This is a genomic window from Cephaloticoccus capnophilus (genome assembly GCF_001580045.1).
GTDB classification, from domain to species: domain Bacteria; phylum Verrucomicrobiota; class Verrucomicrobiia; order Opitutales; family Opitutaceae; genus Cephaloticoccus; species Cephaloticoccus capnophilus.
In genome coordinates this window covers 89,522-116,138 of record NZ_LSZP01000032.1, presented here as the reverse complement: position 1 = coordinate 116,138, position 26,617 = coordinate 89,522, and the positions used below count along the sequence as shown (strand labels likewise).

Below are 26,617 nucleotides of genomic sequence, written 5' to 3'. Positions count from 1 at the left end.
TAAAGCGGCCTGCGGCTGCGCCCGTGCGCTCCTGAAGCGGTCGAGCAGATTTTTCGGCGTCGGTGCTGGTAGTCGGCTGAGTTTTCCTTAGTTCGAGCGGCTTATGACTACGCACAAAGTCGGCATCATCATGAACGGCGTCACGGGCCGCATGGGCACGAACCAGCACCTGTTGCGCTCGATCAAAGCGATCATCGATCAAGGGGGCGTGCGCTTGAGTGATTCGGAGCGGATCTTGCCCGACCCGATTTTGGTGGGCCGCAGCGAGGCAAAGCTCGCCGCGCTGGCGGCCCGTGCGGGCATCTCGCGTTACACGACCGACCTCGATACGGCACTCGCCGATGCGGGTAACCAGATTTATTTCGACGCGACGCTCACGGGCCAACGTCCGCATGGGGTTCGCAAAGCCATTGCCGCGCGCAAACATATTTATTGCGAAAAGCCCACGGCGACGACCTCCGCCGAGGCCCTTGCGCTCGCTCAAGAAGTCGAGGCCGCCGGGCTCAAAAACGGCGTCGTGCAGGACAAGCTTTGGCTGCCCGGGCTGCTCAAGCTGAAGTATCTGATCGATACCGGTTTCTTCGGGAGGATTTTGAGCGTGCGCGGCGAGTTCGGCTACTGGGTGTTTACCGGCGAGCACGAGGCACTCCAACGCCCCTCGTGGAATTACCGTAAGGAGGAGGACGGCGGCATCATCGTCGATATGCTCTGCCATTGGCAGTATGTGATTCAGAACCTGTTTGGGGAGATTCAGAGTCTGTCGTGTCTCGGTGCGACGCATATCCCGCAGCGTTGGGATGAGGCGGGGCAGCCCTATAAATGCACGGCGGACGACGCGGCCTATGCGACCTTCCAGCTCGCGAACGGCACGATCTGCCACTTCAACTCCTCGTGGTGCGTGCGCGTCGATCGCGACGACCTGCTCACACTCCAAGTCGATGGCACGCACGGCTCGGCAGTCGCGGGGCTGCGCGATTGCAAGGCGCAGCCACTCGCGGCCACGCCGCGCGCGGTGTGGAACCCCGACATTGATAGCCCCATCGACTACAAAGCGGGCTGGAGCCGCGTGCCGACCAATGCCGTTTACGACAACGCCTTTAAAGTCCAGTGGGAGCTATTCCTACGGCACGTCGTGAAGGACGAACCGTTTCGCTGGAGCTTGCGCGAGGGGGCCAAGGGCGTGCAACTCGCTGAACTGGGGCTGAAGTCCTGGGCCGAACGCCGCTGGGTAGATGTCGAGGCGTGCTGATTCTGAGATTCAGCTCGCGCAGCGAGATACAGCACGCAGCTCGCGCAGCGCCCCGCTGCGGTGGGGCGCAGTGCCGCGCGCCGTTTTCCTTCCAGCGGCGCGTCGTGGATGGCTCGTGGGCGCGCGTTATGTGCGACTCGCGCCTTGACGTTTTGAGGAACCTCATAAGGTAGCGCAGACTCGAAGCAGAGCTCCCCCCATTTTTTTATCATGCTTATTTGGATCATTCTTATCATCGTCCCCATGCTCTTCGGGCTCTATGCGCAGACTCGTGTGCGCAGTGCCTATAACAAAAATGTGAGGATCGCTTCGCGTGGGCGGATTACGGGCCGTGAGGCGGCCGAAGCGGTCATGCGCTCGGCGGGCGTCCAGGGCGTGGAGATTATCAAGGTGCCGGGCGAGCTCACCGATCACTACGACCCGATCCGCCGCCGCCTTGCGCTTTCTGAGATGAACTACCACGGGACGAGCCTCGCTGCGTTGGGCGTCGCTGCGCACGAGGCCGGTCATGCCATCCAGCACAAGGTTGGCTACTCCATGATGAAGGTTCGCCAAACGCTGGTACCGGCGACGCAAATCGCCTCCAGCATCTCGAGTTACGTGATTATGGCGGGTATTTTGCTGCTCAGTTTTGCGGGCTCGGCCTTTGGCTACAACCTGCTCGCCTTGGGGGCATGGGCACTTGGCGTAATCGTGGTTTTTCAACTCGTGACCTTGCCGGTGGAGTTTGATGCGAGCCGCCGTGCGAAGGCGCAGCTCGTGACGCTCGGGATTGTCGAGAAAGACGAGATGAAGGGGGTGCACGAGACGCTCGACGCCGCGGCGTTGACGTATGTCGCCGCCTTTGTCGCTGCGCTCGGCTCGCTTTTGCACATCTTGCTCATCTTGGCAGGAGGCCGCAGTCGGGATTGAGCCGTTACTGGCGTATTTACCCAAATAGAACCTTTGCCTTTTGCGCAAAGCCGCCGCGTAAACTCGGCGGCTTTTTTTATTACCCCTACTCCCCGCACTAGCACTAGCCCCATGAGCGTGTCTCAAAAAAACCACTACCGCCCGAACTTCCACTTTGCGCCTAGCGACGGGTGGGTAAATGACCCCAACGGGCTCTTCTACTTGGACGGAGTCTGGCACTTGTATTTCCAGTATTACCCGCATGCGCCAGAGCACGGGCCGATGCACTGGGGGCATGCGACGAGCCGTGACTTGGTGCATTGGGAGGAGCAGCCGATTGCGCTTTTTCCCGATGCGTCGCGCAGTATTTTTTCGGGAAGCATCGTGGTCGATGCGCAAAACACGGCGGGCTTCGGTGCCGCAGAAGCGGAGCGAGCCGAGGGCGCTGTGCCGCCAGTCGTGGCAATTTATACTGCGCACGATGCAGCTAAGGCAAAGTCGGGCGGCGATGCCGCGCTCGCCGCAGAGACGCAGGCAATCGCCTATTCGCTGGATGGCGGGACGAGGTGGACGCACTACGAGGCAAACCCTGTCTTGCCTAATCCGGGCTTGCGCGATTTCCGCGACCCGAAGGTGAGCTGGGATGCGGAGCGCGGGCGGTGGTTGATGGTGATCGCAGCGGGCGACTGTGTGCACTTCTACACTTCGCCAAACCTCAAGGACTGGGCGTTTCTCTCGGAGTTTGGCGCGCAGATTGGCGCGCACGGCGGTGTCTGGGAGTGCCCGGACTTTTTTTCAATGAAGGTCGAAAAGGTGCACGGTGAGCCGCCCCCGCCGGATGCCGAAGAGAAGTGGGTGCTGCTCGTCAGTCTAAACCCGGGCGGCCCAAATGGCGGCTCGGCCACACAGTATTTCGTGGGCGATTTCGACGGGACGAAATTCACGCCCGACAAACAGTTTACCGCGCCGCCGAATCATAAAAAAAACGCGGCAAAACAAATCGTGGGTAAGCCGCTCAATAACCCGACTGTCCTCGAAACGATTTGCAGCCCCTACGCTTGGCTGGATTGGGGGCGGGACAACTACGCAAGCGTGCTCTTTAACAACGTGCCGGATGGGCGGCGCGTGATGATCGGTTGGATGTCGAATTGGGATTACGCTAAAAAACTCCCGACTTCCGCAGAGGGCTGGCTGGGCCAGATGACTTTGCCGCGTCAGCTGATTTTGGCGAAGACGTCCGTGTCGGGTTACGTTATCAAAAGCCACCTGCCGAGCGAATTTGGGGGCGACCTTGACCCGACACGCAAGATCCGCCGCAGCGGCACGCTCAAGGCCAATGGCCCGCTCGCACAGGTGGGTATCGCGCCCATCACTACGCTGATTGAGTCGGGCGAAATCGACCTTACGCGGGCAATCATGAGGATTAAGATTAGGCAGATGAGCCCGATGGGGAGCTACCGGCTTGTGTTTTGCAACGAGCAGGGCGAGCGGCTGGAGATTCTCCAACACAACGCCGTCCCCGGCACGCCGGTTATCGTCAATCGCCACTCGGCGGGCGAGGGGGACTTTTCTCAAAACTTTGCCGGCCCCGTGATTGCTGCGCCCATCGTGCCGGTCGAGGAGCAAGGGCTGTGCTGTTCGGAGACGAACTTCATGATCATCCTCGATAAGACCTCGGCGGAGATTTTCTGCAACGGAGGCGAGCGTGCGATTACGGTCCTGTTTTTCCCCAACTGGCCCTACACGACGCTGCTGTACTCGTCGGACGTAGCGGGCTCCTCCTACGCAATCGAAGTCGAGGAAATCGCGCTGTAGTGGCGTGGCCATGACGGCTCGTCGCGCAGCCCCGCACGCCCCTTCTCCCAAGGTTAATGTGTGCTCTCTGTTTGTGACGCAGATGACGCACATAGGCCGCCCGCAGCGCGAACAAAGAGGGGCGCTTCGCGTTCTCAAAAAAGTGCCTGCGCGGAGAATCTGCTGCGCGTGCGGCACCTTTTCCCATGAATGCGTCTCACTCCGAAAACTACCGTCCGCTGTATCACTTCAGTCCACGCAAGGGCTGGATAAACGACCCCAACGGGCTGCTCTACCTCGACGGCACTTGGCACTTGTTTTTTCAGTATTACCCGCATGCGCCTATCCACGGGCCGATGTATTGGGGGCATGCGACGAGTTGCGACCTCGTGTGTTGGCAGGAGCAGCCGGTTGCGCTGTGCCCTCAGGGTTCCATTTACATGTTTTCGGGCAGTGCGGTCGTGGACTACGGGAACACGTCGGGTTTTGGCGACGGGACGACACCGCCGCTTGTGGCGATTTACACTGCGCACGACATCGCGGAAACTGACCCAAACCAGGTCGAGAATCAGGCGCTTGCTTACTCGCTGGATGGCGGGATGACGTGGGCGCAGTATGCGGGGAATCCCGTTTTGCAGAGCCCGGGGCTGCCGGATTTTCGCGACCCAAAGGTGAGTTGGGATGCGGAGTGCGGGCGTTGGCTAATGGTTTTGGCGGCGGGCGACCGCGTGCATTTTTACGAGTCGGCGGATCTGATTAACTGGCGCTTCCTCTCCGAGTTTGGTGCGGAGTGTGGCGCGCACGGCGGCGTTTGGGAGTGCCCCGACTTGTTTTCGCTGCCGGTCAAAAACGAATTTTGGGAGGATGGCTTGGATGCGGATGACAGCGAGGGTTGCGCTCCTGAGAAAGAGAAGTGGGTGCTGCTGGTGAGCATCAACCCGGGCGGGCCCAACGAAGGCTCGGCCACGCAGTACTTCGTGGGCGATTTCGACGGGACGACCTTTACGCTCGATGAGAGTCAGCCCTGCGCGAGCGCGCGTTGGGTGGACTGGGGGCGAGACAACTATGCGGGTGTGCTTTTTAACAATGTGCCTGGTGACCGGCGGGTGATGATTGGCTGGATGTCGAACTGGGACTATGCCGCTGAACTCCCGAGCGCGGCGGACGGCTGGCTCGGCCAAATGACGATTCCGCGTGAGCTTTCGCTAGTCGTGAACAGCGAGGGTTATGTGCTCAAAAGTTATCCGGTGCCCGAGCTCTTTGCGCGGCGTGAGCAGGGGAGCCGACTGTTTCGCTGTGGTAAAGTAGAGGTCGCTAACGAGGAAGTGCCGATGATTCCGTTTGGGGAGCTCGACCTGAAGCGCGGCATGATCAAAGTCAGCTTGCACGGCTTGGGCGCAGGCCAAAGCACGATTACTTTTCGCAATCCTTGGGGCCAAGAGCTGCGCCTAGGAGTCAATAACGTGGAGGGCTCGGCGCGCGCGGAGCTTTTCGTTGACCGTAGCGATGCAGGCTCGGAGGTCTTGCCGAAGAACTTTCCTGTGCCACTCATGGTCGCCCCGCTTGCAGGTGGAATGCGCAATTCGATGCGGATGTTGCTCTGCCTCGATAAGACCTCTCTGGAGTGTTTCGCCAATCGGGGCGAGCGCTGCGTGACGGCTAGCGTCTACCCGAGTGCGGCATTTACGGAGATGGGATTTTCGGCGGAGAGTACCGGAGCCACGTTTTCGCTGGAGGCGTATGCGCTGCACGTCGATAACTGCGAGCCATGACGCGATTTAAGCCCGCCCGTTTCCACTGCCTCTTTGCTTTCGCCCTCTTACTCCCGCTTACGGGACTGATCTCCCGAGCCGATGCGCCCGCAGCCGAAACTGCGTCTGCGCTTGCGGCTTCCACTAATCCCGCTGCCTCGCTTGTGCCCGACCCTGTGTTGCGCACGGGCGAGCTGCCCAATGGGCTGCGCTACGCGATTTATCCGAACAAGGAGCCGCAGGGCCGAGCGTCGCTACAGCTGGTCGTATTGGCTGGATCACTACATGAGACCGAGGAGCAGCGCGGGCTCGCTCACTTTTTGGAGCACATGGCGTTTAACGGGAGCACGCACTATCCGCCCGGGACGCTTATCGAGTTTTTCCAACGGATGGGGATGAGTTTTGGCGGCGACACGAATGCGTTTACCAGCTTCGACCGCACGCAATACCGGCTCGAACTGCCGCGCACGGATGCGGACACGCTCGCCGAGGGCTTGCGCGTGCTGAGCGATTACGCGGGCGGGCTCTTGCTGCTCGACGAGGAAATCGACCGCGAGCGCGGCGTCATCCTCAACGAAAAACGTGCACGCGACAGCGTCGCCTACCGGAGCTTTGTCGCTCAGTTTGGGGCGATGCTGCCGGCAGCGCGCCTGCCGCAGCGGCTGCCTATCGGGCTGGAGTCAGTGATTGAGGAGGCGGGGCGCGATCGCTTCGTGGATTTTTGGGACACTTGGTATCGGCCTGAGCGCATGATTGTGGTGGCGGTGGGCGATTTCGATGTGGAGGCGGCCGAGGGGCAGATCCGCGACACCTTTGTGCCGCTCGTGGCGCGCGCTCCGGCTCGTGAGCTGCCCGACATGGGGCGCGTGACCGAGCTGGAAGAGCCGCATTTATTTTATCACTACGAACCGGAGGCGCCGGGGACGGATGTGATCCTGACATGGCTGCGGCCCTACAAAGAGGCGCCGGACAGCGTGGAGAAACGCCTGGCCGAGCTGCCGCGCAACCTCGCGCTTGCGATGCTCAACCGCCGCTACAGCGAGCTAGCGAAGGGCGAGGATGCGCCCTTCAATACTGCGCGAGCGACTGCGGGCGACTACTATCGCTTCGTCGAAGAGGCGGAGATCACGGTGTCGACCAATCCGAAGCTCTGGCGCAAGGCACTTCAGGTTGGCGAGCAGGAGCTTCGTCGTGCGCTCGAGCACGGCTTCCAGCCCGATGAGCTTGCGGAGGTCGTGGCCGATTTTAAAAACGCATTGGCGCAGAGCGTGCGCGGTGCGCCGACGCGGCACTCCTCGCAGCTTTCGAGCGAGATCGCTGAGGCTTTATTTACCGACACGGTGTTCACGAGTCCTGAGTTTGACCTCGCACTGCTTGAGGCGCCGCTCGCACAAGTGACGCCCGAAGACTGCCTCGCTGCGCTGCGCGAGGCCTTTGAGGGAGATGGGTTTTACGTGAGCGTTATCGGCAACGCGAAGCTCAGTGTGGACAAGTCTGGCAATGCCTCGGCTGCCCTCGCTGAGCAGGAAATACTCGCGGCGTTTCAAGCCTCGCACAGCGAGCCGGTCGCGCCGCCTGCTGTGCGTGAGACGAGCGAGTGGGCTTACGCGAGCTGGGGAGAGCCGGGCGCGGTGATCAGCGACGAGCGAGTGGAAGACCTCGACCTGCGCTTAGTCCGCTTCGCCAACGGCGTGCGGCTCAACCTTAAGCAGACGGATTTTGAAAAAGGCCCCATCTACGTGTCGCTGCGTGTGGGGGAGGGCGAGTTGACCGCGCCTGCTGAGCAAGCCCCTGGGATCGGCGATTTGGCAGGCGCCACCTTTGATGCCGGTGGGCTCGGGGCACACAGCGCGGACGAGTTGCGGCGCATCCTCGCGGGGCACACGGTCGGCGTAGGTTTTACTGTCGGTGTCGATGCCTTCACGCTCGCGGGCGCGACGACGAGCGAGGACTTGCGACTCCAGCTTCAACTCATGACGGCCAAGCTCACCGACCCGGGTTGGAGGCCCGAGGCACTGCGCCAAGCGCGTAAGCAACTTGAGCAACTGTATTTAAGTTTTAAATACACGACGGGCGGGCCGCTCGTCACTGAGGTTGCGAACCTACTGGCGAGCGGCGACCCGCGCTTCGGCTTGCCCGAGAAGGATGTCATGCTTTCGCGGAACTTGGAGGAAGCGCGGGAGTGGATTGATCCAGAACTTGCGAGCGGTCCGCTTGAGGTCGCGGTGGTGGGCGACTTCGAGCCCGAGGCCGTAATTGCTGCGGTGGCCGAGACCTTGGGGGCACTGCCGCAGCGCGCGGAACGGCGTGCACTTGATGAGCGCAAGCAGGTTCGTTTTCCCGCGCAGCCGTTTAACAAAAATTACGGAATCCCGACCGAAATCGATAAGGGCGATGTGCGCGTGTATTGGCCAAGCCACGACGCACTCGATGTGCGCCGCTCACGTCGACTTTCGTTGCTCGGTGCGGTGCTTGACGACCGGCTGCGGCTAAAAGTGCGCCAGGAAATAGGCGGCAGCTATAGCCCCTATGCGGGCAACGTTGCGAGCAATGTGTTCCCGGGCTACGGCTACTTCCAAGCGATATGCGTGGTCGACCCGAGCCAGGCCGAGCAGATCGCGGACTTGATTGTGGAAATCGGCGACGACCTCGCGCGAAACGGCGTGACGGCGGATGAGCTGGAGCGCGCTCGCCAACCCGTGATGACGAGCGTGCGCGACTCGCTGCGCAATAACACGTATTGGCTGCGAAGTGTGCTGTCGCGTGCGCAGGAGAAGCCCGAGGTGATCGACTGGGCGCGTTCGCGCGTGAGCGATATCGAATCAATCACCGCTGAGGAACTGAGCGAGCTGGCCAAGACATACCTCCCTGCCACCCGCGCCTCACGAGTCATCATCCTGCCAGAGAGGCCGGCGGCCGCAGCCAGTGACGTTCCCGCGACAGAATGAGACACGCCGCGCTTAGCGACCGCTCCCACTCCGCGTGGGGCGGCAGCGTGTCGCTGCACCCATTTACAGAGCCGCTTGGTTGCCGTGCATTCGCACAGCAGCCAAGCGGCTCTGTGAAAAGGAGCCCAAACTTGGAGGCGGGAGTTTGAAACGGGAACAGGCCCTAAGCAGACTTGGGAAAGGCGCAGTGGGAAAGCGTTCCACTGCGCCTTTGTTGAAGCAAAACGGGCTCAAAGCCCCAATCAGTAAGACAGCAAACTGGCTTCTTAACGAGAAGTGTGGGTGTGTCGCTACGAAGCCACCTGCTGTATAGCTCGGGAAGGAGTACTGCGTTTTCTTAGCCGCAAGAAAGGAGAACTACGCAATTAATTTAAGTAAAATAACTTATGAATGCGAAAACTACCCACACTGGTGCAGCTTCTCCCGTATGGCAGCGATGCGCCGTGAAAAAAACGCCGATACACGACCGACGGGCGACCAATGAACGGCAATGCGCCTCGCACCCGCCCGCAAATAAGAAACGCCCGCGACTCTGGCGGAGGAGGAGGGATTCGAACCCCCGGTGGGCTTACACCCACGTCTGTTTTCAAGACAGATGCCTTTAACCACTCAGCCACTCCTCCGTTGAGTCGCGCGATTCGCTTAGAGCGGCGGAACGCTCAACAACGCGCGCCGCGGCGTCAAGGAGGCAAAGCCTAGGACAAAGACGATCCGCAAAACAAGAAGTCCGCATCGGCTCATGCGTATCATGACAAAACCGCCCCACGCCGCTTCAGTTTCTTCAGCTCGGCGGAGGCCGCACAGGCCTGAAGGTGTTTACGCGCCAAGGGTTTTAGGGTTTCGAGATGGGCCGCGATTTCGGGCGAAGCTTGGGCCGCTTCGCCAAGCTCGCAGAGAAGCGTTTTCAGCTTCGGACCGAAATCCTCAAAGCGACGCGTGACCAGTTGGACTGCGACGGGCGTTTTTTCCGCCTCATCCAAAGGAAACACGAGGTAGCCCTCAGGCATGTCCGCCAAGCGCTCAATGGCCGCCGCGCGATTTTCCCCAAAAGCCTTGGAGCGAAGCAGCGAAGAAAGCCCCCCTTGATTGATACCAGTCGCCTTAACAAAGGCCGCTTGCGAGCCAGCATGGTGGGCATCGATCCAAGCGCGTAACCGAGCCCGGCGCGCCTCCATAATTCTGGTTGGGGTATGACTCATTCGGAACACGCTTTTATTACCTTTGGGTAATTACGATTAAAATTCCCCGAATAACTCGTTCAGCAGATTCGCTTAATATTTACCCGAGTAAATTGACTAAAATTTATAAAGGTAATAGCAGAGTTGTCATGGAATCGCTTCGAGCCTACTTGCAGAAACTAGCTGTTCCGCAGCAGCACGAGTATGCGGAGCGGGCGGGGACTTCGCTCGGGTATTTGCGCAAGTCACTCAGCGTGGGCTCCCGCTTTGGAGGCGTTTTAGCACGGCGGCTGGATGAGGCGAGTGGCGGGGAAGTGCCCCGCTACGAGTTGCGGCCCGATATTTTTGGAGAAGGGCCCGAGGAAGCGGCAGGACAAAGCAGGTAACTTTTCCCACTGCGCGTGGGGCGGTGGCATGCTGCCACTCCCATTTAAATCACGATTTGGCTCGGTCGCTTCGCAACCGAACACAAATCGTGATTTTGAAATAAGCCCTCCGTTTCTGTCGCAACGCGACAGGGGGAATGCTTTCAAATTTGGGATTTCGCTTTCGCGCGATAGCGCGATGAGAAATCCCAAATTGAACGGGTGCAGGCACAGCCTGCCGCCCCACGCGTAGTGGATCTACTTTTTGTAGAGTTTGGCGGGGTCGATGAGGCGGCGGGCGACGAATTGGAGTTTGAGGCTGGCTTCGTCGCTGGGGTCGGCGTCTTCGCTGAGTTGGCGGTAGAAGCAGGATTTGTAGCCGTTGTGGCAGGATACGCCGCCGATGCTTTCGACTTTGAGCAGGAGCACGTCTTGGTCGCAGTCGGTCAGGATGGCTTTGACGCGTTGCACGTTGCCGGATTCTTCGCCTTTGCACCAGAGTTTGCCGCGTGATCGGCTCCAGTAAGTCGCTTTACCGCTGCGCAGCGTGTGGGCGAGCGACTCCGCGTTCATGAAGGCGAACATCAGCACTTCGTTGGTGAGGTGGTCGGTGGTGATGCAGGGGATGAGTCCGTCGGCGTCGAATTTGGGCTGGAGCGTGGTTCCGAGTTCAATCTCGGCGGTAGTGCTGCGTGCAGGAAAAACGAAGGAGCTCATGAGTGCTTAAAATAGAGTGTGTGAGGTGTGGAGTGGAAGCGTGCGCTGTGTGTAGCAACGGTTGGCAACCGCTCTTTGGCGCGTTGCGTGGGGTTTTCCGCTGCCGTGCAGGCGTTTAGGGTTTTGCGGCGAGCTCGCGCAGGAAATCGAACGAGTAAAGCCCCGTTCTATGGCCGTCGCTAAACTCGAAGCGCACAGCGTAGTTTCCGACAATTTGCCAGCCGTGAATGGTGACGCCGCTGTGGTCGCGGGCAGTCGTGGGGCCTTCGCCGCCGTGGACTTGGCCTAGGATATCGCGTTCGCCCTGGGCCTGGGCACTAGGCGAAGCCGCGCGCAGTCGCGCCGGGTCGTAGTAGGTCTCGCAACCATCGCTCCATACGATGCCGAGTTCCTTCCCAATGAGTTGTATGTTGGTCGGTCTTTCCACAGTCCCAAAAAAGACAGGCCGCCAAGAGGCGGCCTGCCAATAAAAACAGCCTGCGCCGCTTAGTCTTCGAGTGCGTCGGTGTAGCGCTCAGCGACGGCGTCCCAGTTTACGACGTTCCAGAAGGCGGCGATGTAGTCGGGGCGGCGGTTTTGGTAGTTGAGGTAGTAGGCGTGTTCCCAGACGTCCATTGCGAGGATGGGCGTGCCCTCGATCCCGGCGATCGCCTTGCCCATGCGCGGGCTGTCTTGGTTGGCGGTCGAGCCCACGGCGAGTTTCTTTTCGGGCGTGACGTAGAGCCAGGCCCAACCGGAGCCGAAGCGGGTCGCGCCTGCCTTGGCGAACTCTTCCTTAAACTTATCGAAGGAGCCGAAGGTCGCATCGATCGCGGTAGCGAGGGCGCCGGTCGGTGCGCCGCCTTTGCCGGGGCCCATGATTTTCCAGAAGAGGTTGTGGTTGGCGACTCCACCGCCGTTGTTGCGGACTGCGCCGCGAATCGACTCGGGGAGTTTATCGAGGTTGGAGATGAGGTTGCACAGGCAGCTCGGCGGGGTGACGCCTGCGCTTTCGAGCGCGGCATTGAGGTTATTGACGTAAGCTTGGTGATGCTTGCCGTGATGGATCTCCATCGTGCGTGCGTCGATGTGCGGCTCTAGCGCATCGTGGGCGTAGGGGAGCGGTTTGAGTGTGTATGCCATGATTTTATAAGGGTTTCGGGTTCAGCTAATACTGAGGAAGCGCAGAATTTGAGCGTGTCGCTTGCGGCGTCAACTGCCAGCGGCACTTGATTCACGCTTCAGCTTAAAAAAAGTCTGCAAGAGTGTGCGGCACTCGGCCTCCAGGATTTCGCCCGCGGAGATTTCGAGGTGATGGTTGAGCGTGGCGATGGCGTTGAGGTCGGTCGCACCGCCGAGGCAGCCCATTTTCGCGTCGCGTACTGCGTAGCACACGCGGGCGAGGCGCGACATGAGGACGGCTCCCGAGCACATCGGGCAAGGCTCTTTGGTGACATACAGCGTGCAGCCTTCCAGCCGCCAATCGCCGAGTGCGGCGGCGGCTTGGGTGATTGCCAAGACCTCGGCGTGTGCGGTCGGGTCGTGTGCGGTTTCGACCGTGTTGTGCGCGAGCGCGATGACCTCGCCGCCGCGCTCGATGACTGCACCGATAGGCACTTCGCCGCGTCGCCATGCGTCGATCGCTTGGTTGTAGGCCAAACTCATAAAAAACGTGTCGTCGCGTACGAGTTGCGAGGGGAAGCGTTTTTCAAACGGGCACTCGGGAAAGGGCTTTCGGGTGGCTTGCATCGGTAGCGTGCGCGCTGCGCAGCGTTTTGAGCGCAACGACGCGTACCTACACAGTGCGTGGAGTTGCCTCGTGTAAAACCTTGACTTGGGGGCGGGCGCTAGGGCTTACAGGTGGCTTTTCGTTTTTCGGCGCACCGCGCGTTGGCTCCTCCTGCTGTCTCTTTTCTATGCACCAAGCACCCACAATAGCTCCCCTCGCTCCCGTATGGCTGATGTAAACGCGATTGAGGTGGAGGGAAAGGTCGTGGCCGTCCTCCCCGGCACGATGTTCAAGGTCGAGCTGTCCAACGGGCATGTCGTCTTAGCCCACATTTCGGGGAAGCTGCGTAAGCACTTTATCAAGATCGCCACGGGCGACACGGTGAAGATGGAGATGAGCCCTTACGACTTAGAGAAGGCGCGGATCACCTACCGCGTGCGCGAGCAAAACGCCCACCGGCCCAACTTCCAGCGCCGCCGCCGCTAAGCGGACTCGCTTCGGCTTGGTGGCCTGCGTTTTCGCAACACGCGAAAAATAATCCCGTAGCCCAGCCCCAGCATTTTTTTCGCTATGTCGTCGCCCAAGCGAAAGGTCAGTGCCGCGCGCCGGGCGACTTTTAGCAGCGCCGCACCGGGGGACTTTGCCGAGGACATCGATCGTTTCCTTAGCTACATCGGCCTAGAGCGCGGCCTCTCGCCGAACACCCAAGAGGGCTACCTAAACGACCTCGACCAATGCGCGGCCTTTCTCGCCAAGCGGGGGACGGCGAGCGACTGGCGCAGCGTCTCGGGCGGCGAAGTGGCCTTGTGGATACAGAGTTTGAGCGGGGCGGATTACGCAGTGGCGAGTTTGGCGCGAAAGCTGGCCGCGCTGCGTGGGCTCGCCCACCACCTCGTTCGTGAGCGCTTGCGCGAGGATGATTTTTCCGCGCTCCTCACTGCGCCCAAACACCGCCGGCAGATGCCCGGCACGCTGACAAACGAAGAGGTCGAGCGGCTGCTCGCCGCGCCCAGCGGCGGTGACCCGCAGTCGCTCCGCGACAAGGCGCTCCTCGAGCTTTTCTACTCCAGCGGCTTGCGCGTCTCCGAGCTCGGCGCACTCACGCTCCAGCAAATCGATCTTGAGCACGGGTTTTTGCGCGTTTTTGGCAAAGGCTCGAAAGAGCGCGTCGTCCCCGTCGGCAGCAAGGCGCTCACAGCGATTGCGCGCTGGTTGGAGGCGGGCCGCCCCTACTACGTGAGGACGCACACCGGCAGCCAACTGTTCTTAAGTGCGCGCGGGCGCGGGCTCTCGCGGGTTACGCTCTGGGTGATCGTAAAAAAATACGCTCGCCTCGCCGGAATCACCAAGCCGGTAAAACCGCACTTGCTGCGGCACTCCTTCGCGACGCACCTGCTGACCGGCGGAGCGGATCTGCGTGCGATTCAGGAGATGCTTGGCCATGCGAGTATCGCGACGACCCAGATTTACACGGCAGTCGAGCCGCAGCGGCTCATCGAAGGCCACGCAAAATACCACCCGCGTAACAGTCTTTGACGGCGCTCATGGGCGAGTTCCTGTTGCTCGCTCGTCCGCGGCTTCCCGAGATTGACCGGCCCCGTTTTCACTTCGTTACTCTCCAAACTCATTTCCCTAAATGGCTGCGACCGAAGAAAACTTTAAAGACTACAAACGCGTTGAGAAAAAAGCCCTGGAGCTGCTCGCCGAGATGCGCGCGACAAACGGGCAGACGGTCGATATCGAGCTCGCGCTATTAGTGGCGATTTTCGAACTGCACAAAGGCACGCTCCCTGCGCAAACAATCGGCAGCATCATCCAAGGACATCTCAAACAAATCATCCCGTACTACGCCGCGCCGTGAGCCGCCGTTGGCAGCGCTGCTCTCTCTGAGCGTCCACTGCGCGTGGGGCGGCAGCGTGTCGCTGCACCCATTTACCGAACGCTTGGCCGCCGTGCATTCGCACGGCAACCAAGCGTTCGGTAGAAAGGACCCCAAACTTGGAGGCGGGAGCTTACTGGTGATTTTTCCCACCTCGCCCAAACGGGTTATCACTCTACTTCCCCTTTTACTGCTCTCCTTGTCGCAACGCGACAAGGGAAGGGACTTTCAAATTTGGGATTTCGCTTTCGCGCGATAGCGCGACGCCGAAATCCCAAATTGAACGGGTGCAGGCACAGCCTGCCGCCCCACGCGTAGTGGGAAAAAGGCGTATCAGCCAGCGCTAGGCACTCAGCGAGTGCCTTCGAGGATGAGCCGGATAGAGTCGAGCCGCAGCCGCGAGGCTTCGATGGCTTTGCGCGTTTGGCGGACTTGTTTTTTGGCGAGTTCGATTTCGCGCGGGCTGACGCTGCGGTTGAGTTTACTCAAGTGGACGAGTCGTTGGAGTTCGTCGGTGAGGGCGGTGGCGGCGGTTTCGCGTGCGGCTTGGCGCAGCGGGGCGGCGTGTGCTTCGGCGCGTTCGGTTGCGCCCTCCAATAGGGCTTTAAGGAGTGTGGCGTTAAACCCGGGTTTTTCCAAAAACTGGGGTAGCGGGGCGTCCTCTAAGTCGCGTGCGAATGCTTCGGGGCTGAGTTCTGCGCTGCGGTCGCGGCCGTGGATATCGACGAGGACACGCAGTGGCGTGGGCGGCAGGAATTGGTCGAGGTGCCAGCGTGTGTCCTCGATCGTTTCTAGGACGAAGACGGCTTCGAGAAGCAGGTTGGGCGTGTCGGACTCTAGGAGGCAAAAGGCGGTGGTGCCGGTGGTGGAGTTAACGAGTAGGTCAATCGTGTCCTGCACGAGCGGATGGTCGGCAGAGAGGAAGCGGATGTCCTCGCGCGAGATGGCGCGGGTGCGCGAGTAGGTGGCCAGCATGCCGCCCTCGGCGGGGATGCCAGGGAAGGCTTCGACGTAGGCTTGGGAGGCATCGAGTGAGACGTCGCCGTCTTCGTGGTCGGTCACGCGCACGCCGAAGTGATCGAGGAGCGCGGTGAGGTTTGTGCGGAGTGTCGGCGAGCGGTCGGCTTCGCGGATTTTCTCCAGCAAGGCGGCGGCGCAGGGCGCATCGTAGGAGTTGAGCTCGAGGAGGCGGTCGCGGCCTTGGGAGAGTTTTTGGTTGAGCGCAGCGCGGAACTTTTGGGTTTCGGCGATGAGTTTCTCCAGTTTGGGCCGAGCGGCAGCGCGCGCTTCGTCGCCCGCCGCGTACTCGGCGACGAGTTCGAGGAGGCGGGCGTGGTAGTGGTCGCGGTACTCGTTACCGCCGTGGAGTGGAGCTTCAAAGGCAGCAAGCCCGTCGTGATACCAATGGGCGAGGGCTTCATCGGCCCCGCCTGGGAGATAGGGTACGTGGATGCGGATAGCCTCTGTTTGGCCGATGCGGTCGAGCCGCCCGATGCGTTGCTCGACGAGGCCGGGGTTGAGCGGCAGGTCGAAGAGGATGAGGTGGTGGGCGAACTGAAAGTTGCGTCCCTCGCTGCCGATTTCCGAGCAGATGAGCAGTTGTGCGCCGTCGGGCTCGGCGAACCAGGCGGCTTGGCGGTCGCGGTGGATGAGTGAGAGGCCTTCGTGGAAGAGGGCGAGGTTTAGGTTGAGCCGTTCCTTGATCGCTTCTTCGAGGGCGAGTGCTTTGCGGGCGGTTTTGCAGATGAGGAGGACTTTTTCGCGTGCGTGTTTTTTGAGGAAGCCGAGCAGCCAATCGAGCCGTGGGTCATCTTTAAAGGTGTAGGCGAGTCGAGTGGCTGCGTGTGGGGCGCTGCCTTCCTCGGTTTCGATTTCGCGTGCCACACGATCGAGCACTTCGGCAGTCGCGCCCTCAATCGGCGCTGGGCAGTACTGCCGCTTGGGGAAGCCTTTCATCGCAGTGCGGGTGTTGCGGAAGACCATGCGGCCGGTGCCGTGTTGATCGAGCAGCGTGCGTAGGAGCGCGGCTCGGGCTTCGGCGCCTCCTGTCTCGAGTGCGCTGAGATGTGAGGCGAGGCCCTCGGGGTCGCGGTCAAAGATTTTTAGAAGTGCCTTGTGATCACTTTTGCTGAGCGGACGGCCTTCGACTAGCGCGTCGGCGACATCTGCGATTGAGGCGTAGCCTTCGGTCTCTTCGAGGAAGGCTTCGTAGTCGCTGTAGCGGTGTGGATCGAGGAGCCGGAGACGGGCAAAGTGTCCGCTCGCGCCGAGTTGGTTAGGCGTGGCGGTGAGGAGCAGGAGCCCGGGCGTGGTCTGGGCGAGTGATTCGACGAGCTGGTAATCGCTAGAGGCGTCTTGGGGCGACCAGCCGAGGTGGTGCGCTTCGTCGACAATGAGGAGATCCCAGCCAGCGGCGATTGCTTGTGCGCGGCGGGTTTCGTGGTTCGCAAGTGTGCTCGTTGGCGCAATCCAAAGCTGGCTCGAATGAAAGGGGTTTTTCTCCGGCTCGCTGGCTTCGGTCGCTTGGAGGCGTGCTTCGTCGAAGAGGGTGAACCACAGATTGAAGCGGCGGAGCAGCTCGACGAACCATTGGTGGACGAGCGATTCGGGGACGAGGATGAGGGCGCGTTTGGCGCGGCCTGTGGCGAGGAGTCGTTGAAGGATGAGGCAGGCTTCGATCGTTTTGCCCAAGCCGACTTCGTCGGAGAGGAGCACCCTAGGGATTTGGCGGCGGGAGACTTCCCCAAGAATGTAAAACTGGTGGGGGATGAGATCGACGCGCCCGCCGAGCATCCCGCGTACCTCGCTGCGGGCGAGCGTGGCTTGCCATTGCAGCGTGCGGTAGCGCAGGTCGAAGACTTCACTGGGCTCGGCTTGGCCGGTGAGGAGGCGGTCTGCGGGGGAGTTTGCGCTAGTCGCGTCGGCGACTTCCGACTCGGCGACGTGGAGCGCTCCGCCGTTGCCGAGGTAGGTGAGCAGGCCAGTCGCGGGCTCGGTGTTTTCGCTGGGACTGCTGCCGTCTGCGTCAGGCGCTGAGTCGCTGCCGAGGACTGCTTCTATGGTGAAGGCGGTGCCGCTGCGCGTGGCGATCTTATCGCCGACCTTGAAGCGCACGCGCCGCAAAACTGGGGTGCCGCGCGCGTAAATCCTCCGCTCGCGAGTCGCGGGGAACTCGATCGTGATCTGATTGTGGTCGAGCTCGCTGATGAGTCCTAGGCCGAGCTCTGGTTCGCGTTCACTGACACAGCGTTGTCCGACTTGGGTTAAGGTCATAGGCGGGCTGGAGCGAAGCGGAACGGCGCGCGCGCGGCGAGGCGGAAGTCATGGGCACTGGGCACGTATCGAGTGAGTGCTTACGCGTCGTCCCTGCCTGCCGCCTCTTTGACTGGTGGCGGAGAAGCTCCGACCGAAAGGTCGGAGTTCTTCACTTCAGTGACCGTTTTCCTCCTCCTCCCACCAAGGGGCGAAGTGCTGGGGGCGACCATCGAGGTAAACAGGGCGGCCAATCTCGGGCGTCCACAATGCGTAACTGCGGCCCGCGCTCGCTGCGCTGGCTCGCTTAAACGGTTCGTCCCAATCGTGATCGGAAATGGTGAAGCGGCCTACGTGTCCGGGAGTGTAGGCGTGGGCGCGGAGGGCTTCGGCGGCTTGTGCGGCTTCTTCGGGCTGCATGTGCATAAAGGCCCAGCGCGGGTTGTATTGGCCGGTGTCGAGTGTGACCCAGTCGAAGGGGCCGTACTGCGCGCCGATTTGCGCAAAATGCGGACCGTAGCCGGTGTCGCCGCTAAAGAAGAGCCGCCGAGTAGGCGTGCGCAGGATGAGGCCCATCCAGAGTGTTTGGCTGCGTTTAAAAGTGCGGCCTGAAAAATGCCGCCCGGGCGTGGCGATGATTTCGAGGGCGGGTTTTTCTGCGCGGTTTCCGCTTTGTGCGCTTCCGTCGCGGCGACTCGCGCGGTTGCTGCCGATTGCGCCCACACGAAACACGTCTCCCCAATCGATTTCGTTAACCCTGTAGTCGGGGTAGCCCCAGGCTTCGAGGTGTGCGCCGACGCCGAGTGGGGTGAGGACTTTCGAGGCTTTGGACCGCAGGGCGCGGGCGGTCTTGTAGTCGAGATGGTCGTAGTGATCGTGCGTAATAACGAGTAAGTCGATGTCGGGTAGATCGGCTGCGGTGTAGAGGTCGGTGCCTGCGAAGCTGCGGTTCATCCAAGGGAAAGGGGCGGCGTGATCGTTAAAAATCGGGTCGATCAAAATCCGCCGTCCGTCGAGTTGCACGTAGTACGACGAGTGGCCGAGCCAGATAACGAGGTCTTGTGCGGGGTCGAGCGCACGCAGGTCGGTTTTGATTGTGGGCAGCGGGCGCGGTGGGCGGGTCTCGGGGCGTTTGCGCGTAGCAAAGCCGCGCCACATGAGTGAGAGCCGCGACTCGTTGGCTGTGAGCATCGGCGTCTCAATCTGGTTTTGGAACGCGCCGTTTGCGTAATTGGGTGAAGCGGTGATGCGATCCAGTCGTGCGCCTTGGGGAGCCGCGCCGAAAATCGGATGCACCCAGTAATAGAGGAGTGCGGTGCTAGCAGTGAGCCCGAGGAGCGAAGCGAGGCAGAGCAGGATTAACATGGGCGTGCGGAGTTTTTTCATGGGGGCGGGCGTCGGAAATTACTAGGGCACTGCGTGGTGCTGCGGGCGAGCTTCCGGTTTACGGTGTGGGCTCATTTCGGAGTTTTGGAGGCAATCATGGCATACTTTCGCTTTTTCGTGGCACTACTCATTGCGGCCTTGCTTTGCCGACTGGGGCTCAGCGCGTTTCGCGATTATCCTTTGTTTGGGCCTACTGATATCCCTGCCCATTCGCCTTTTAATAATGAGGGGCTGCCGCCCGAGGCGATTAGCGAGACTGGAGGTAACACCTTGTACCGGGCTGACGCGGCGCGCGGCGTCATTAACACCCAAGACCCGAATATACGGATCGGGCCGTAACTAAAACAGCGGCTAGTCCGGCGGCGAAAACGGCGGCGAAAACGGCGGTGCGCAGCGCCTAACAATTTCTCGCACCGCGTGCGGGCGCTCTCTCTGCTTTCTGCAAGAATGCACGCTGCAGATTTTTTCGCCCTCCCAGAATCCCTCTCCTGTTTCACACCGCACTTCGCGGCGGAGGCTGCGCCTTGGGAGTGGTTGCGGCAAATCGGCCCTGCACTCGCCGTCGCACAGCAGCAAACGCAGCGTCTTTCTCCAAGCTTGCCGCCTGCCGAGATTCCCTCGGGCGTACATATCGAAGGTTGGGTGCATCTGGACCCGAGCGTGAAGTTGCCTGCGTATGCGACGCTGATTGGGCCTTTGTGGATTGGCGCGGGCACCGAAATTCGCCCGGGCGCGTACTTGCGCGGAAACGTTATCGTCGGCGCAGGCTGTGTGTTGGGCAATGCCTGCGAGTTTAAAAACGCGCTGCTGCTCGACCGCGTGCAAGTGCCGCACTTTAGCTATGTGGGCGACAGCGTGCTGGGGAATCGCACTCACCTCGGCGCGGGTGTCGTGTGCTCGAATCTGCGACTCGACCAAGCGGAGATCGCGGTCGATGTCGGTGAGCAGGTCGTGATGACGGGACTGCGCAAATTTGGGGCGATTCTCGGGGATGAAGCCGAGGTCGGTTGTAATGCGGTCCTCATGCCCGGCACGGTGCTCGGGCGGCGCTCCGTGGTGATGCCGCTCACGCCTTTCGGCGGTGTGCTCGAGGCCGATACTAGCGCGCGCTGTCGGCCGACAATTTCCAGAAGAGTGGTGTGTCGCCGCTAACCACGCGCCAAAGCGCGCACCTCGCCGTTCACGGCGAGGTCAAGCGAGGTCATCGTCATATGGAGCCGAAGGCTCCCCTAGCTTGTGGAGGAGAAGCTCCGACCGCAGGGGCGGAGTTCTTCACATAAGTAAAACAGCCTGCGGCTGCGTCGCCGACAGCGTGCCGCAGGCGCGTCGGCTCTTCCCGCTGACGCGGGGCCGACGCGCGCAGCACACGTGAGTGGCGAGCCGCTGCGAGTGCGCCCCGCCTTGCTTGTCGCTCGACTTAGCGAATATCGCCCAAAAGAGTCCGCGCTCATTTTTCGATTCCCCCCTCGACCTTCCCAAAATGCGCACACTTACCGGCATTCAACCCTCGGGCTCCCTGCATATCGGCAATTACTTTGGCGCGATTAAGCCCGCGCTTGCCGCCCAATCAGAGGGCGACTGCTTCTTTGTCATCGTCGATTATCACTCGATGACGTCGCTGACGGATGGCCCGCGCCGCCGCGCCAACACTCGCGAGGCCGCGCTTGATTGGCTCGCCTGTGGCATCGACCTCGAGCGGAGCGTCTTCTGGAAGCAGAGTGCTGTGCCTGAGGTCTGCGAGTTGACTTGGATTCTCGGCACCCTCGCGCCGATGGGGCTCCTCGAGCGTGCGCACAGTTATAAGGACAAAGTCGCGCGCGGCATCTCGCCCCACTTTGGGCTTTTCGCGTACCCGGTGCTCATGGCTGCCGATATCCTCGCCTTTGACGCCGAGCGCGTGCCGGTGGGCAAAGACCAAAAGCAGCATGTCGAGATGACCCGCGACCTCGCCGCGAAGTTTAACCAAACTTACGGCCAAACCTTCGTTATCCCCGAGTATGAGTCGCGCTACGGCGTGGCGACTGTGCCCGGGCTCGATGGACAGAAGATGAGTAAGAGCTACGGCAATACGCTCGAAATCTTCGGCGAAGAAAAACTGATGCGCCAAAAAATCATGTCCATCGTGATGGACAGCCGTACGCGCGAGGAGCCCAAGCCGGATGCCGACCAAAACACGGCGATCCAGCTTTTCCGGCTCGTCGCGCCAGAAGCAGTCGCCGCCGATTATGAGGCTCGGCTGCGCGCGGGCGGGCTCGGCTACGGCGACCTCAAGAAGGCCCTCTTCGAACATTACTGGGAGTTCTTCGCGCCTTTCCGCAAAAAACGCGCCGAGCTCGCTGCCGACCCCGCCTATGTCGATCATGTGCTGGCCGAGGGCGCAGCCCGCGCTCGCGAAGTCGCCTCGAGCGTAATGAAACGCGTCCGCAACGCCACAGGCTTGGACTAGAGGACTGCTTCTCCTGCTTTCCCACTGCGCGTGGGGCCGCAGGCTGTGCCTGCACCCGTTCAATTTGGGAATTGGCCTCGTCGCTTCGCGACGAAACCAATTCCCAAATTTGAAAGCATTCCCCCCTGTCGCGTTGCGACAGGGAGGGGGAAGTAGAGTGATAACCCGTTTGGGCGAGGTGGGGAAAAGCACCAGTAAACTCCCGCCTCCAAGTTTGGGCTCCTTTCTACCGAACGCTTGGTTGCCGTGCATGAGCACGGCAGCCAAGCGTTCGGTAAATGGGTGCAGCGATGGACGGCGGGCCAACGAGCCCGCCGCCAAATAAAACAGCCTGCGGCTGCGCCCCACGCGTAGTGGAGCCCTGCTGACCGCGCGCTTAAATGATGTGCCGCGTGGGTGCTTCTAGTGCGGCGATTTGCTCAAAAATCCGCTCGCTGGCGACTTGGTAGCGTTCTTTGCCTGCGCTGGAGCCTGGGTCGTAGTTGCTGGCCAAAATCGGCGGGCCAAAAACCACGCTGACTGGCGTTCCCAGCCGCAGGGGCTGGCCTTTGCCCATCGCTTCGCGCGAGCCGAAAATCCGCGCTGGCACGACTGGCACTTGTGCGCGGCAGGCGATGAGCCCGACGCCTGCCTTGGGCGCTTGTAGCTGACCGTCGCTCGTGCGTGTGCCTTCGGGGAAGAGGATTAGCCCGCGTCCGGTTTTGAGTGCGCCGAGCACGCGCTTAATCGCACTCACGTCTTGGCCGCCGTCGCGGTCGACGGGGATTGTCCCGACTGTGTCGAGCCACCACGAGGCGAAGCCGCCAAGGCTGAGCCACTTGTTGTCGCTGCGTCCATTGCCCCAGAGAGTTTTGCGTGCGAAAAAGGCGAGTTGCCGCGAGACCTGTGCCCCGATCATAGGCGGGTCTAGGAAGCTGGCGTGATTGGCGGCGATGAGGAAGCCGCCCTCGCGCGGCAAGTGCGCCTGGCCCTCGACCTCGCCACGAAAAAACATCCCGTAAGCGGACGCAAAAAGGTAATGGAAGAGCCCATACACTGGCTCCATCTCGACTTGGCGGAATCCGTGACTCATGGCGGGCAACAGGGGCGGGCAGGGCGAAGCGTCAGCACGAAGATAGGGGAGGGAGTTTTTGCGCGATGAGTGCGCTTAGTTTTTCGACGACTTCTTCGAGCGTCAGGTGGGTGCTATCAATATCGACTGCACCGGGCGGGCAAAGGAGCGGGGCGGCTTTGCGCGAGGTGTCGAGCCGGTCGCGCTCGGCGACTGCGTCTACGCGGCCTTCGGCGGCGCGGCGGGCGGCACGCGCGGCCTGGTCGGCATGCAGGAAAATCCTAAAATCTGCGTTGGGGAAAATCACTGAGCCGATGTCGCGGCCCTCCATGACGACGCCGCGAAACCCGTGCTTGCGGGCGACTTCGGGCTGGGAGCGTTGGTAGGCGAGCAGTGCGGCGCGCACCGCGGGCAGCGCGGCGTAGTGCGAGACGTGGGTATTTACCTGCTCGCTGCGGATGTCGTCTCCTGCGGCGTGACCATCGATGAGGAGTTGCGCGGTGTTGCCCACGACCTGCGTAGAAAAGGTGACTGCGGCCAAGCCCGCCTCGATGGGCTCGGTCTGGTCCGGAGCGATCCTTTGCGCCATGAGCTTGGCGCAGACTTGGCGGTAGAAGGAGCCGGTGTCGACGTGCAGGAGTCCGAAGCGTGCGGCGAGGGCGCGTGCGGTGGACGACTTGCCGGAGGCCGCGCCGCCGTCGATTGCGACGATGATTGGCGCAGATGCAGGGGGTGGGGCAGGGGCCTTAGTCATGAATTAGGCGAGGGAAGCGCGTCGGAGCTTTTCCAGCACGTCGAAAAAGTGGGGGAAGGTTTTTCCGCAGCAGCCCGGGTCTTTGATTGAGAGCCAAGGCTGGCCGTTGCCGTGAAGGTCGTGGCAACCGAGCACGCCGAAACTCATCGCGAAGCGGTGGTCGTGGTAAGTCTCGATTACTTGGCCGGGGACGAGCGTGCGCGGATGGATTTCGAGCGAGTCTTCGGTCTCGATGACCGCTTGGCCGAGCTTGCGCAGTTCGCGGGCCATACCGGCGACGCGGTCAGTTTCTTGGTGGCGGGTGTGTGCGATGCCGGTAATTTTGGTCGGGCCGTCGAGGAGCGGCGCGATCGCGGCGAGCGTGAGAAAGGTGTCGGAGAAGGCGTTGAAGTCGGCGCTGAGGCCGCGCTTGTGCGACTTACCCAGGCTTTCGACCCACTCGCCCACGCGGGTAATTAACTTCCCCTCTTCCAGGAGCGAAAAGAAGGCGGTGTCGCCTTGGAGCGCGGCGGGGCCGAGTGTGAGTCCATTAATTTGGACGCGTCCTCCGGTCACAATCGGCAGTGCGGCGAAGTAGCTGGCGGCGGTGGCATCGCCTTCGATCGCGTAGTCGGAAAGGGCTTGGGCGGCGAATTGTGCGACCATCCGCTCGGTCATTGTGATGAACGGCTTGGAGACGGTTTCGCCCAAAAGTTCGACGCGCAGCGGAGTGGTGGCGCGAGGTGCGACGAGGAGCAGTGCGGAGACGAGTTGCGAGCTTGCGGAGGCGTTGAGCGTGACCGTGCCGCCGGGCAGTCCGTTTGTGCGCAGCGTGAAGGGAAAGGTCTGGGAGTCGGCGCTGGCGCCTTGTTGGGCGAGTGCGTCGAGGAGTCCCGCGATGGGCCGGGCACGCATGGCGGCGTCTCCGTCGAAGTGATACACACCGCCTTTGCGCAGACAGACGAGCGCAGTGAGGAAGCGGGCGGCGGTGCCTGCGTTGCCCACGTCGATCGTCGCCTCCGCGTTGGGGATCTCTCCACCAAGGCCCCAAACGGTAGTCGTCAGCTCGGCTTCATCGGTCTCGACGCGAAACCCGAGCGCGCGGAGTGCGGCGACCATAATCCGCGTATCGCGGCTAAAGAGTGCGCCGCGCAATGTGACTGGCTGCTCAGCAAGCGCGGCGAGGATGAGTGCGCGGTTCGTGATGCTCTTCGAGCCTGGGAGGGTGACCGAGCCCGGAGCAGGCGCGGTAAACGGGAGAATCGGGAGCGGGTCGGGCAGCAGCTTGGCCATGAAGCGGTATGTGGTATGTGAATACGGTATTATAGAATGAGGGCGGGTGGCGCGGCGCAGTCAGCGGGCTTTGGCTCGCCGCAAAAGACGCTGACGCTGTGCGCGCGCGCGTTTCAAAACTGCTGTCGGTAGTGTCGGCCGCGTGCAAGGGTATCGGTGAGCGCGTCGTAATCCTTGGCGGCGAGAGCGGCGCGAAAGCCGCACAGCTCGGCCTCGAAATGATCGAGCGCACGGAGAATCGCGTCGCGGTTTTGCTCAAAAATCGTGCGCCAAAGCTGCGGGTCGCTGCCTGCGATGCGCGTCGTATCGCGCAGCCCGCCTCCGGCGTAGGCAGGCCAGTTCGCATCCTTTCGCCCGAGCGCGGCGCAGAGCGTTGCGGCGAGGGCGTGCGGCAGGTGGCTGATGTGGGCCACGATTTCGTCGTGCGCAGTGGGTGTGGTCTGGACGACTTTGGCCCCGAGTGCTTGCCAAAATCGGGAGACGGTTTCGGTCGCGTGGCGGTCGCTCTCGATGAGTGGGGTGACGAAGCAGGTGCGATCCTCGAAGAGGTCGGCTTGAGCGTGTTCCCAGCCGGTCTTTTCCGAGCCGGCCATCGGGTGTGAGCCCACGAAGTGAGCGTGTGTGCCCACGAGTGCGGCGTGTGCGTCGCGGCAAATCTCGCCCTTTACGCTGCCGACATCGGTGACGATTGCGCCAGCGGGTAGCTGCGGCGCGAGTTCGCAGATGAGCGGCACGATGTGCGTGACCGGCGCGGCGATTACGACAAGCGAGGCCTCGCGGACTGAGTCGGCGAGGGCTTCGGGCGCGGCGGCGCACCACGGCTGTTGAGTGATTGCGCGGCGGACTTCTGCGCGTCGCGCCCAGATCGAAACGCGTCCGGCGAGCTTTCGTTCGTGCGCAGCCTTGGCGACGGAGGCTCCGAGTAACCCGGGGGCGATAATGCTTAAGTGGGAAGTCATTATGTCTTTAAAGCACTGAGGCGCGGCCAAGTTGCTCGATTTTTTCAAAAACCGCAGCACTGAGCGGCATGACAGAGAGGCGGCTTTGGCGGATCAGGGGGATGTCTGCGAGCCCGCTCGCCTCGGGCTGGGCCTTGATTTGTGCGAGCGTGACGGGGCGCGGGAGTGCGCGGACAGCCCGTAGTTTTACGGCAATCCAGCCTTTTGCGGCATCGGCTCCGGTGGCGGTGGCGTCGGGGAAGGCAGCTTGTGTGACTTCGGCGATGCCGAGGACGGCCTTGGTGCTGACACTTTCGTAAAAGAAGACGAGGTCGCCCACACGCATCGCCGCGAGGTGCGCACGGGCTTGGTAGTTGCGCACGCCCGTCCAGTCGGTCTCACCGTCGCGGAGCAGATCGGCCCACGCATAGGCACTCGGTTCGGATTTCACTAGCCAGTGTTGTTTTTTCATGGCGGTCGGGAAGGCAGCCTGCGCCCTCGACATTCGGAGGGCCAGCAGCAGTAAAGGCGGGCATGCTCGACCCTGAAAAGGCTGAAAAAGATAAGGCGCGTCGCGTCATCCTACTGCTCTACGCACTGGTGGTGCTCCTGATCGCGATTCCAGCAGTGCTCTACGTGCTCAGGGAACACAGCCATTGACGCTCGCACGGCAGCCGCGCTGATACGCTTTTTTCCCACTGCGCGTGGGGCGGCGGTCAGTGACCGCTTCCATTTAATTTGGGATTTCGCAACGCGCTATCGCGCGAAAGCGAAATCCCAAATTTGAAAACATTCTCCCTGTCGCGTTGCGACAGGGAGGGGAAAGTAGAGTGATAACCCGCTTGGGCGAGGTGGGAAAAATCACCAGTAAACATCCGCCTCCAAGTTTGGGGTCCTTTCTACCGAACGCTTGGTTGCCGTGCTTATGCACGGCGGCCAAGCGTTCGGTAAATGGGTGCAGCGACACGCTGCCGCCCCACGCGTAGTGGAAGCTCAGAGAGAGAGCGGTCACTGACCGCGCGGAAGGTTGTGGGCCGT

General features: G+C 61.5%; 25 protein-coding genes and 1 tRNA gene. 13 read left to right on the top strand and 13 right to left on the bottom strand.

From position 1 onward, the window contains the following. Positions 1 to 103 precede the first annotated feature (103 nt). The 5 genes from AXK12_RS03920 (at position 104) to AXK12_RS03900 (ending at position 8,633) form a co-directional block, all read left to right on the top strand. Positions 104 to 1,249: a Gfo/Idh/MocA family protein gene (locus tag AXK12_RS03920; protein WP_068711650.1), complete on the top strand. Its 1,146-nt coding sequence runs from the start codon at positions 104 to 106 to the stop codon at positions 1,247 to 1,249. 210 nt (positions 1,250 to 1,459) lie between these two features. After that, positions 1,460 to 2,161 carry a zinc metallopeptidase gene (locus AXK12_RS03915; RefSeq protein ID WP_068711648.1) on the top strand — a complete coding sequence of 234 codons (702 nt, stop codon included), beginning with the start codon at positions 1,460 to 1,462 and terminating at the stop codon, positions 2,159 to 2,161. Positions 2,162 to 2,272: 111 nt separating this feature from the next. Next, positions 2,273 to 3,955 (top strand): glycoside hydrolase family 32 protein, encoded by a 1,683-nt coding sequence (locus AXK12_RS03910; RefSeq protein WP_068711646.1) that lies wholly within the window; start codon positions 2,273 to 2,275, stop codon positions 3,953 to 3,955. A gap of 185 nt (positions 3,956 to 4,140) precedes the next feature. Then, the gene (locus AXK12_RS03905; RefSeq protein WP_068711644.1) at positions 4,141 to 5,706 is read left to right on the top strand and encodes a glycoside hydrolase family 32 protein; all 1,566 of its coding nucleotides are present in this window, start codon (positions 4,141 to 4,143) and stop codon (positions 5,704 to 5,706) included. Continuing rightward, positions 5,703 to 8,633 carry a M16 family metallopeptidase gene (locus tag AXK12_RS03900; RefSeq protein WP_068711642.1) on the top strand — a complete coding sequence of 977 codons (2,931 nt, stop codon included), beginning with the start codon at positions 5,703 to 5,705 and terminating at the stop codon, positions 8,631 to 8,633. Before AXK12_RS03905 ends, AXK12_RS03900 begins: the two co-directional genes overlap by 4 nt. 533 nt (positions 8,634 to 9,166) lie before the next feature. On the opposite strand, the gene AXK12_RS03895 is transcribed toward AXK12_RS03900, so the two are convergent. Then, a tRNA-Ser gene (locus AXK12_RS03895) sits at positions 9,167 to 9,256 on the bottom strand. Positions 9,257 to 9,379: 123 nt separating this feature from the next. Then, positions 9,380 to 9,832: a hypothetical protein gene (locus tag AXK12_RS03890; protein ID WP_156468836.1), complete on the bottom strand. Its 453-nt coding sequence runs from the start codon at positions 9,830 to 9,832 to the stop codon at positions 9,380 to 9,382. A gap of 128 nt (positions 9,833 to 9,960) precedes the next feature. Between AXK12_RS03890 and AXK12_RS03885 the strand changes: the two genes are divergently transcribed. After that, entirely contained in the window at positions 9,961 to 10,197 is a 237-nt protein-coding gene (locus AXK12_RS03885) for a helix-turn-helix domain-containing protein (protein ID WP_068711638.1), read from the top strand. 237 nt (positions 10,198 to 10,434) lie between these two features. Here the strand turns inward: AXK12_RS03885 and hisI are convergent, their stop codons facing one another. The 4 genes from hisI to AXK12_RS03865 all read right to left on the bottom strand — a co-directional run bounded on the left by hisI (position 10,435) and on the right by AXK12_RS03865 (position 12,621). After that, positions 10,435 to 10,893, bottom strand: a complete 459-nt coding sequence (gene hisI, locus AXK12_RS03880) for a phosphoribosyl-AMP cyclohydrolase (protein WP_068711636.1) — start codon at positions 10,891 to 10,893, stop codon at positions 10,435 to 10,437. Between the two features lie 115 nt (positions 10,894 to 11,008). Continuing rightward, a complete protein-coding gene (locus tag AXK12_RS03875; protein ID WP_068711634.1) occupies positions 11,009 to 11,320 on the bottom strand; it encodes a gamma-butyrobetaine hydroxylase-like domain-containing protein in 312 nt (103 codons plus the stop codon). A 59-nt stretch (positions 11,321 to 11,379) separates the two neighbouring features. Next, a complete protein-coding gene (locus AXK12_RS03870; RefSeq protein WP_068711632.1) occupies positions 11,380 to 12,015 on the bottom strand; it encodes a superoxide dismutase in 636 nt (211 codons plus the stop codon). Positions 12,016 to 12,084: 69 nt separating this feature from the next. Beyond that, positions 12,085 to 12,621, bottom strand: coding sequence for a nucleoside deaminase (locus AXK12_RS03865; protein ID WP_068711630.1), 537 nt, complete (start codon positions 12,619 to 12,621; stop codon positions 12,085 to 12,087). A gap of 205 nt (positions 12,622 to 12,826) precedes the next feature. Between AXK12_RS03865 and infA the strand changes: the two genes are divergently transcribed. The 3 genes from infA to AXK12_RS09270 all read left to right on the top strand — a co-directional run bounded on the left by infA (position 12,827) and on the right by AXK12_RS09270 (position 14,462). After that, positions 12,827 to 13,087 carry a translation initiation factor IF-1 gene (gene infA / locus AXK12_RS03860; protein ID WP_068711628.1) on the top strand — a complete coding sequence of 87 codons (261 nt, stop codon included), beginning with the start codon at positions 12,827 to 12,829 and terminating at the stop codon, positions 13,085 to 13,087. A gap of 84 nt (positions 13,088 to 13,171) precedes the next feature. Then, positions 13,172 to 14,137 carry a site-specific tyrosine recombinase gene (locus AXK12_RS03855; RefSeq protein WP_068711626.1) on the top strand — a complete coding sequence of 322 codons (966 nt, stop codon included), beginning with the start codon at positions 13,172 to 13,174 and terminating at the stop codon, positions 14,135 to 14,137. 100 nt (positions 14,138 to 14,237) lie between these two features. Then, on the top strand, positions 14,238 to 14,462 hold the full coding sequence (locus AXK12_RS09270; RefSeq protein ID WP_068711624.1) for a hypothetical protein: 225 nt from the start codon (positions 14,238 to 14,240) through the stop codon (positions 14,460 to 14,462). Between the two features lie 369 nt (positions 14,463 to 14,831). On the opposite strand, the gene rapA is transcribed toward AXK12_RS09270, so the two are convergent. Further along, positions 14,832 to 17,753, bottom strand: coding sequence for an RNA polymerase-associated protein RapA (gene rapA / locus AXK12_RS03845; protein WP_068711621.1), 2,922 nt, complete (start codon positions 17,751 to 17,753; stop codon positions 14,832 to 14,834). Between the two features lie 156 nt (positions 17,754 to 17,909). Continuing rightward, positions 17,910 to 19,118, bottom strand: a complete 1,209-nt coding sequence (locus AXK12_RS03840) for an MBL fold metallo-hydrolase (protein ID WP_068711619.1) — start codon at positions 19,116 to 19,118, stop codon at positions 17,910 to 17,912. Between the two features lie 96 nt (positions 19,119 to 19,214). Between AXK12_RS03840 and AXK12_RS03835 the strand changes: the two genes are divergently transcribed. The 3 genes from AXK12_RS03835 (at position 19,215) to trpS (ending at position 21,564) form a co-directional block, all read left to right on the top strand. Then, the gene (locus AXK12_RS03835; RefSeq protein ID WP_068711617.1) at positions 19,215 to 19,457 is read left to right on the top strand and encodes a hypothetical protein; all 243 of its coding nucleotides are present in this window, start codon (positions 19,215 to 19,217) and stop codon (positions 19,455 to 19,457) included. Positions 19,458 to 19,565: 108 nt separating this feature from the next. Next, positions 19,566 to 20,270, top strand: coding sequence for an acyltransferase (locus tag AXK12_RS03830; RefSeq protein ID WP_068711615.1), 705 nt, complete (start codon positions 19,566 to 19,568; stop codon positions 20,268 to 20,270). Positions 20,271 to 20,598: 328 nt separating this feature from the next. Continuing rightward, complete coding sequence (gene trpS / locus AXK12_RS03825; protein ID WP_068711682.1) at positions 20,599 to 21,564, top strand: tryptophan--tRNA ligase; 966 nt, start codon at positions 20,599 to 20,601, stop codon at positions 21,562 to 21,564. A 376-nt stretch (positions 21,565 to 21,940) separates the two neighbouring features. On the opposite strand, the gene AXK12_RS03820 is transcribed toward trpS, so the two are convergent. The 5 genes from AXK12_RS03820 to AXK12_RS03800 form a co-directional block, all read right to left on the bottom strand. Beyond that, positions 21,941 to 22,636, bottom strand: a complete 696-nt coding sequence (locus AXK12_RS03820) for a lysophospholipid acyltransferase family protein (RefSeq protein WP_231863526.1) — start codon at positions 22,634 to 22,636, stop codon at positions 21,941 to 21,943. Positions 22,637 to 22,667: 31 nt separating this feature from the next. Next, entirely contained in the window at positions 22,668 to 23,369 is a 702-nt protein-coding gene (gene cmk / locus AXK12_RS03815; RefSeq protein ID WP_068711611.1) for a (d)CMP kinase, read from the bottom strand. Between the two features lie 3 nt (positions 23,370 to 23,372). Continuing rightward, entirely contained in the window at positions 23,373 to 24,641 is a 1,269-nt protein-coding gene (gene aroA, locus AXK12_RS03810; protein WP_068711609.1) for a 3-phosphoshikimate 1-carboxyvinyltransferase, read from the bottom strand. A 113-nt stretch (positions 24,642 to 24,754) separates the two neighbouring features. After that, entirely contained in the window at positions 24,755 to 25,600 is an 846-nt protein-coding gene (locus tag AXK12_RS03805; RefSeq protein WP_231863525.1) for a prephenate dehydrogenase, read from the bottom strand. A gap of 7 nt (positions 25,601 to 25,607) precedes the next feature. After that, positions 25,608 to 26,051 carry an EVE domain-containing protein gene (locus AXK12_RS03800; protein ID WP_068711678.1) on the bottom strand — a complete coding sequence of 148 codons (444 nt, stop codon included), beginning with the start codon at positions 26,049 to 26,051 and terminating at the stop codon, positions 25,608 to 25,610. Between the two features lie 62 nt (positions 26,052 to 26,113). On the opposite strand from AXK12_RS03800, the gene AXK12_RS09490 reads away from it, so the two are divergent. Next, the gene (locus AXK12_RS09490; RefSeq protein ID WP_269446580.1) at positions 26,114 to 26,239 is read left to right on the top strand and encodes a hypothetical protein; all 126 of its coding nucleotides are present in this window, start codon (positions 26,114 to 26,116) and stop codon (positions 26,237 to 26,239) included. Positions 26,240 to 26,617 lie beyond the last annotated feature (378 nt).

What these genes read in the sequence shown, in the direction of transcription:
- AXK12_RS03910 (WP_068711646.1), top strand. Translation starts at nt 2,273, where the DNA reads ATGAGCGTGTCTCAAAAAAACCACTACCGCCCGAACTTCCACTTTGCG.
- AXK12_RS03920 (WP_068711650.1), top strand. Translation starts at nt 104, where the DNA reads ATGACTACGCACAAAGTCGGCATCATCATGAACGGCGTCACGGGCCGC.
- hisI (WP_068711636.1), bottom strand. Translation starts at nt 10,893, where the DNA reads ATGAGCTCCTTCGTTTTTCCTGCACGCAGCACTACCGCCGAGATTGAA.
- aroA (WP_068711609.1), bottom strand. Translation starts at nt 24,641, where the DNA reads ATGGCCAAGCTGCTGCCCGACCCGCTCCCGATTCTCCCGTTTACCGCG.
- infA (WP_068711628.1), top strand. Translation starts at nt 12,827, where the DNA reads ATGGCTGATGTAAACGCGATTGAGGTGGAGGGAAAGGTCGTGGCCGTC.
- AXK12_RS03900 (WP_068711642.1), top strand. Translation starts at nt 5,703, where the DNA reads ATGACGCGATTTAAGCCCGCCCGTTTCCACTGCCTCTTTGCTTTCGCC.
- AXK12_RS03915 (WP_068711648.1), top strand. Translation starts at nt 1,460, where the DNA reads ATGCTTATTTGGATCATTCTTATCATCGTCCCCATGCTCTTCGGGCTC.
- AXK12_RS09270 (WP_068711624.1), top strand. Translation starts at nt 14,238, where the DNA reads ATGGCTGCGACCGAAGAAAACTTTAAAGACTACAAACGCGTTGAGAAA.
- AXK12_RS03835 (WP_068711617.1), top strand. Translation starts at nt 19,215, where the DNA reads ATGGCATACTTTCGCTTTTTCGTGGCACTACTCATTGCGGCCTTGCTT.
- AXK12_RS03890 (WP_156468836.1), bottom strand. Translation starts at nt 9,832, where the DNA reads ATGAGTCATACCCCAACCAGAATTATGGAGGCGCGCCGGGCTCGGTTA.
- AXK12_RS03905 (WP_068711644.1), top strand. Translation starts at nt 4,141, where the DNA reads ATGAATGCGTCTCACTCCGAAAACTACCGTCCGCTGTATCACTTCAGT.
- cmk (WP_068711611.1), bottom strand. Translation starts at nt 23,369, where the DNA reads ATGACTAAGGCCCCTGCCCCACCCCCTGCATCTGCGCCAATCATCGTC.
- AXK12_RS09490 (WP_269446580.1), top strand. Translation starts at nt 26,114, where the DNA reads ATGCTCGACCCTGAAAAGGCTGAAAAAGATAAGGCGCGTCGCGTCATC.
- AXK12_RS03805 (WP_231863525.1), bottom strand. Translation starts at nt 25,600, where the DNA reads ATGACTTCCCACTTAAGCATTATCGCCCCCGGGTTACTCGGAGCCTCC.
- AXK12_RS03865 (WP_068711630.1), bottom strand. Translation starts at nt 12,621, where the DNA reads ATGCAAGCCACCCGAAAGCCCTTTCCCGAGTGCCCGTTTGAAAAACGC.
- AXK12_RS03885 (WP_068711638.1), top strand. Translation starts at nt 9,961, where the DNA reads ATGGAATCGCTTCGAGCCTACTTGCAGAAACTAGCTGTTCCGCAGCAG.
- AXK12_RS03830 (WP_068711615.1), top strand. Translation starts at nt 19,566, where the DNA reads ATGCACGCTGCAGATTTTTTCGCCCTCCCAGAATCCCTCTCCTGTTTC.
- AXK12_RS03855 (WP_068711626.1), top strand. Translation starts at nt 13,172, where the DNA reads ATGTCGTCGCCCAAGCGAAAGGTCAGTGCCGCGCGCCGGGCGACTTTT.
- AXK12_RS03870 (WP_068711632.1), bottom strand. Translation starts at nt 12,015, where the DNA reads ATGGCATACACACTCAAACCGCTCCCCTACGCCCACGATGCGCTAGAG.
- AXK12_RS03840 (WP_068711619.1), bottom strand. Translation starts at nt 19,118, where the DNA reads ATGAAAAAACTCCGCACGCCCATGTTAATCCTGCTCTGCCTCGCTTCG.
- rapA (WP_068711621.1), bottom strand. Translation starts at nt 17,753, where the DNA reads ATGACCTTAACCCAAGTCGGACAACGCTGTGTCAGTGAACGCGAACCA.
- AXK12_RS03800 (WP_068711678.1), bottom strand. Translation starts at nt 26,051, where the DNA reads ATGAAAAAACAACACTGGCTAGTGAAATCCGAACCGAGTGCCTATGCG.
- AXK12_RS03820 (WP_231863526.1), bottom strand. Translation starts at nt 22,636, where the DNA reads ATGAGTCACGGATTCCGCCAAGTCGAGATGGAGCCAGTGTATGGGCTC.
- trpS (WP_068711682.1), top strand. Translation starts at nt 20,599, where the DNA reads ATGCGCACACTTACCGGCATTCAACCCTCGGGCTCCCTGCATATCGGC.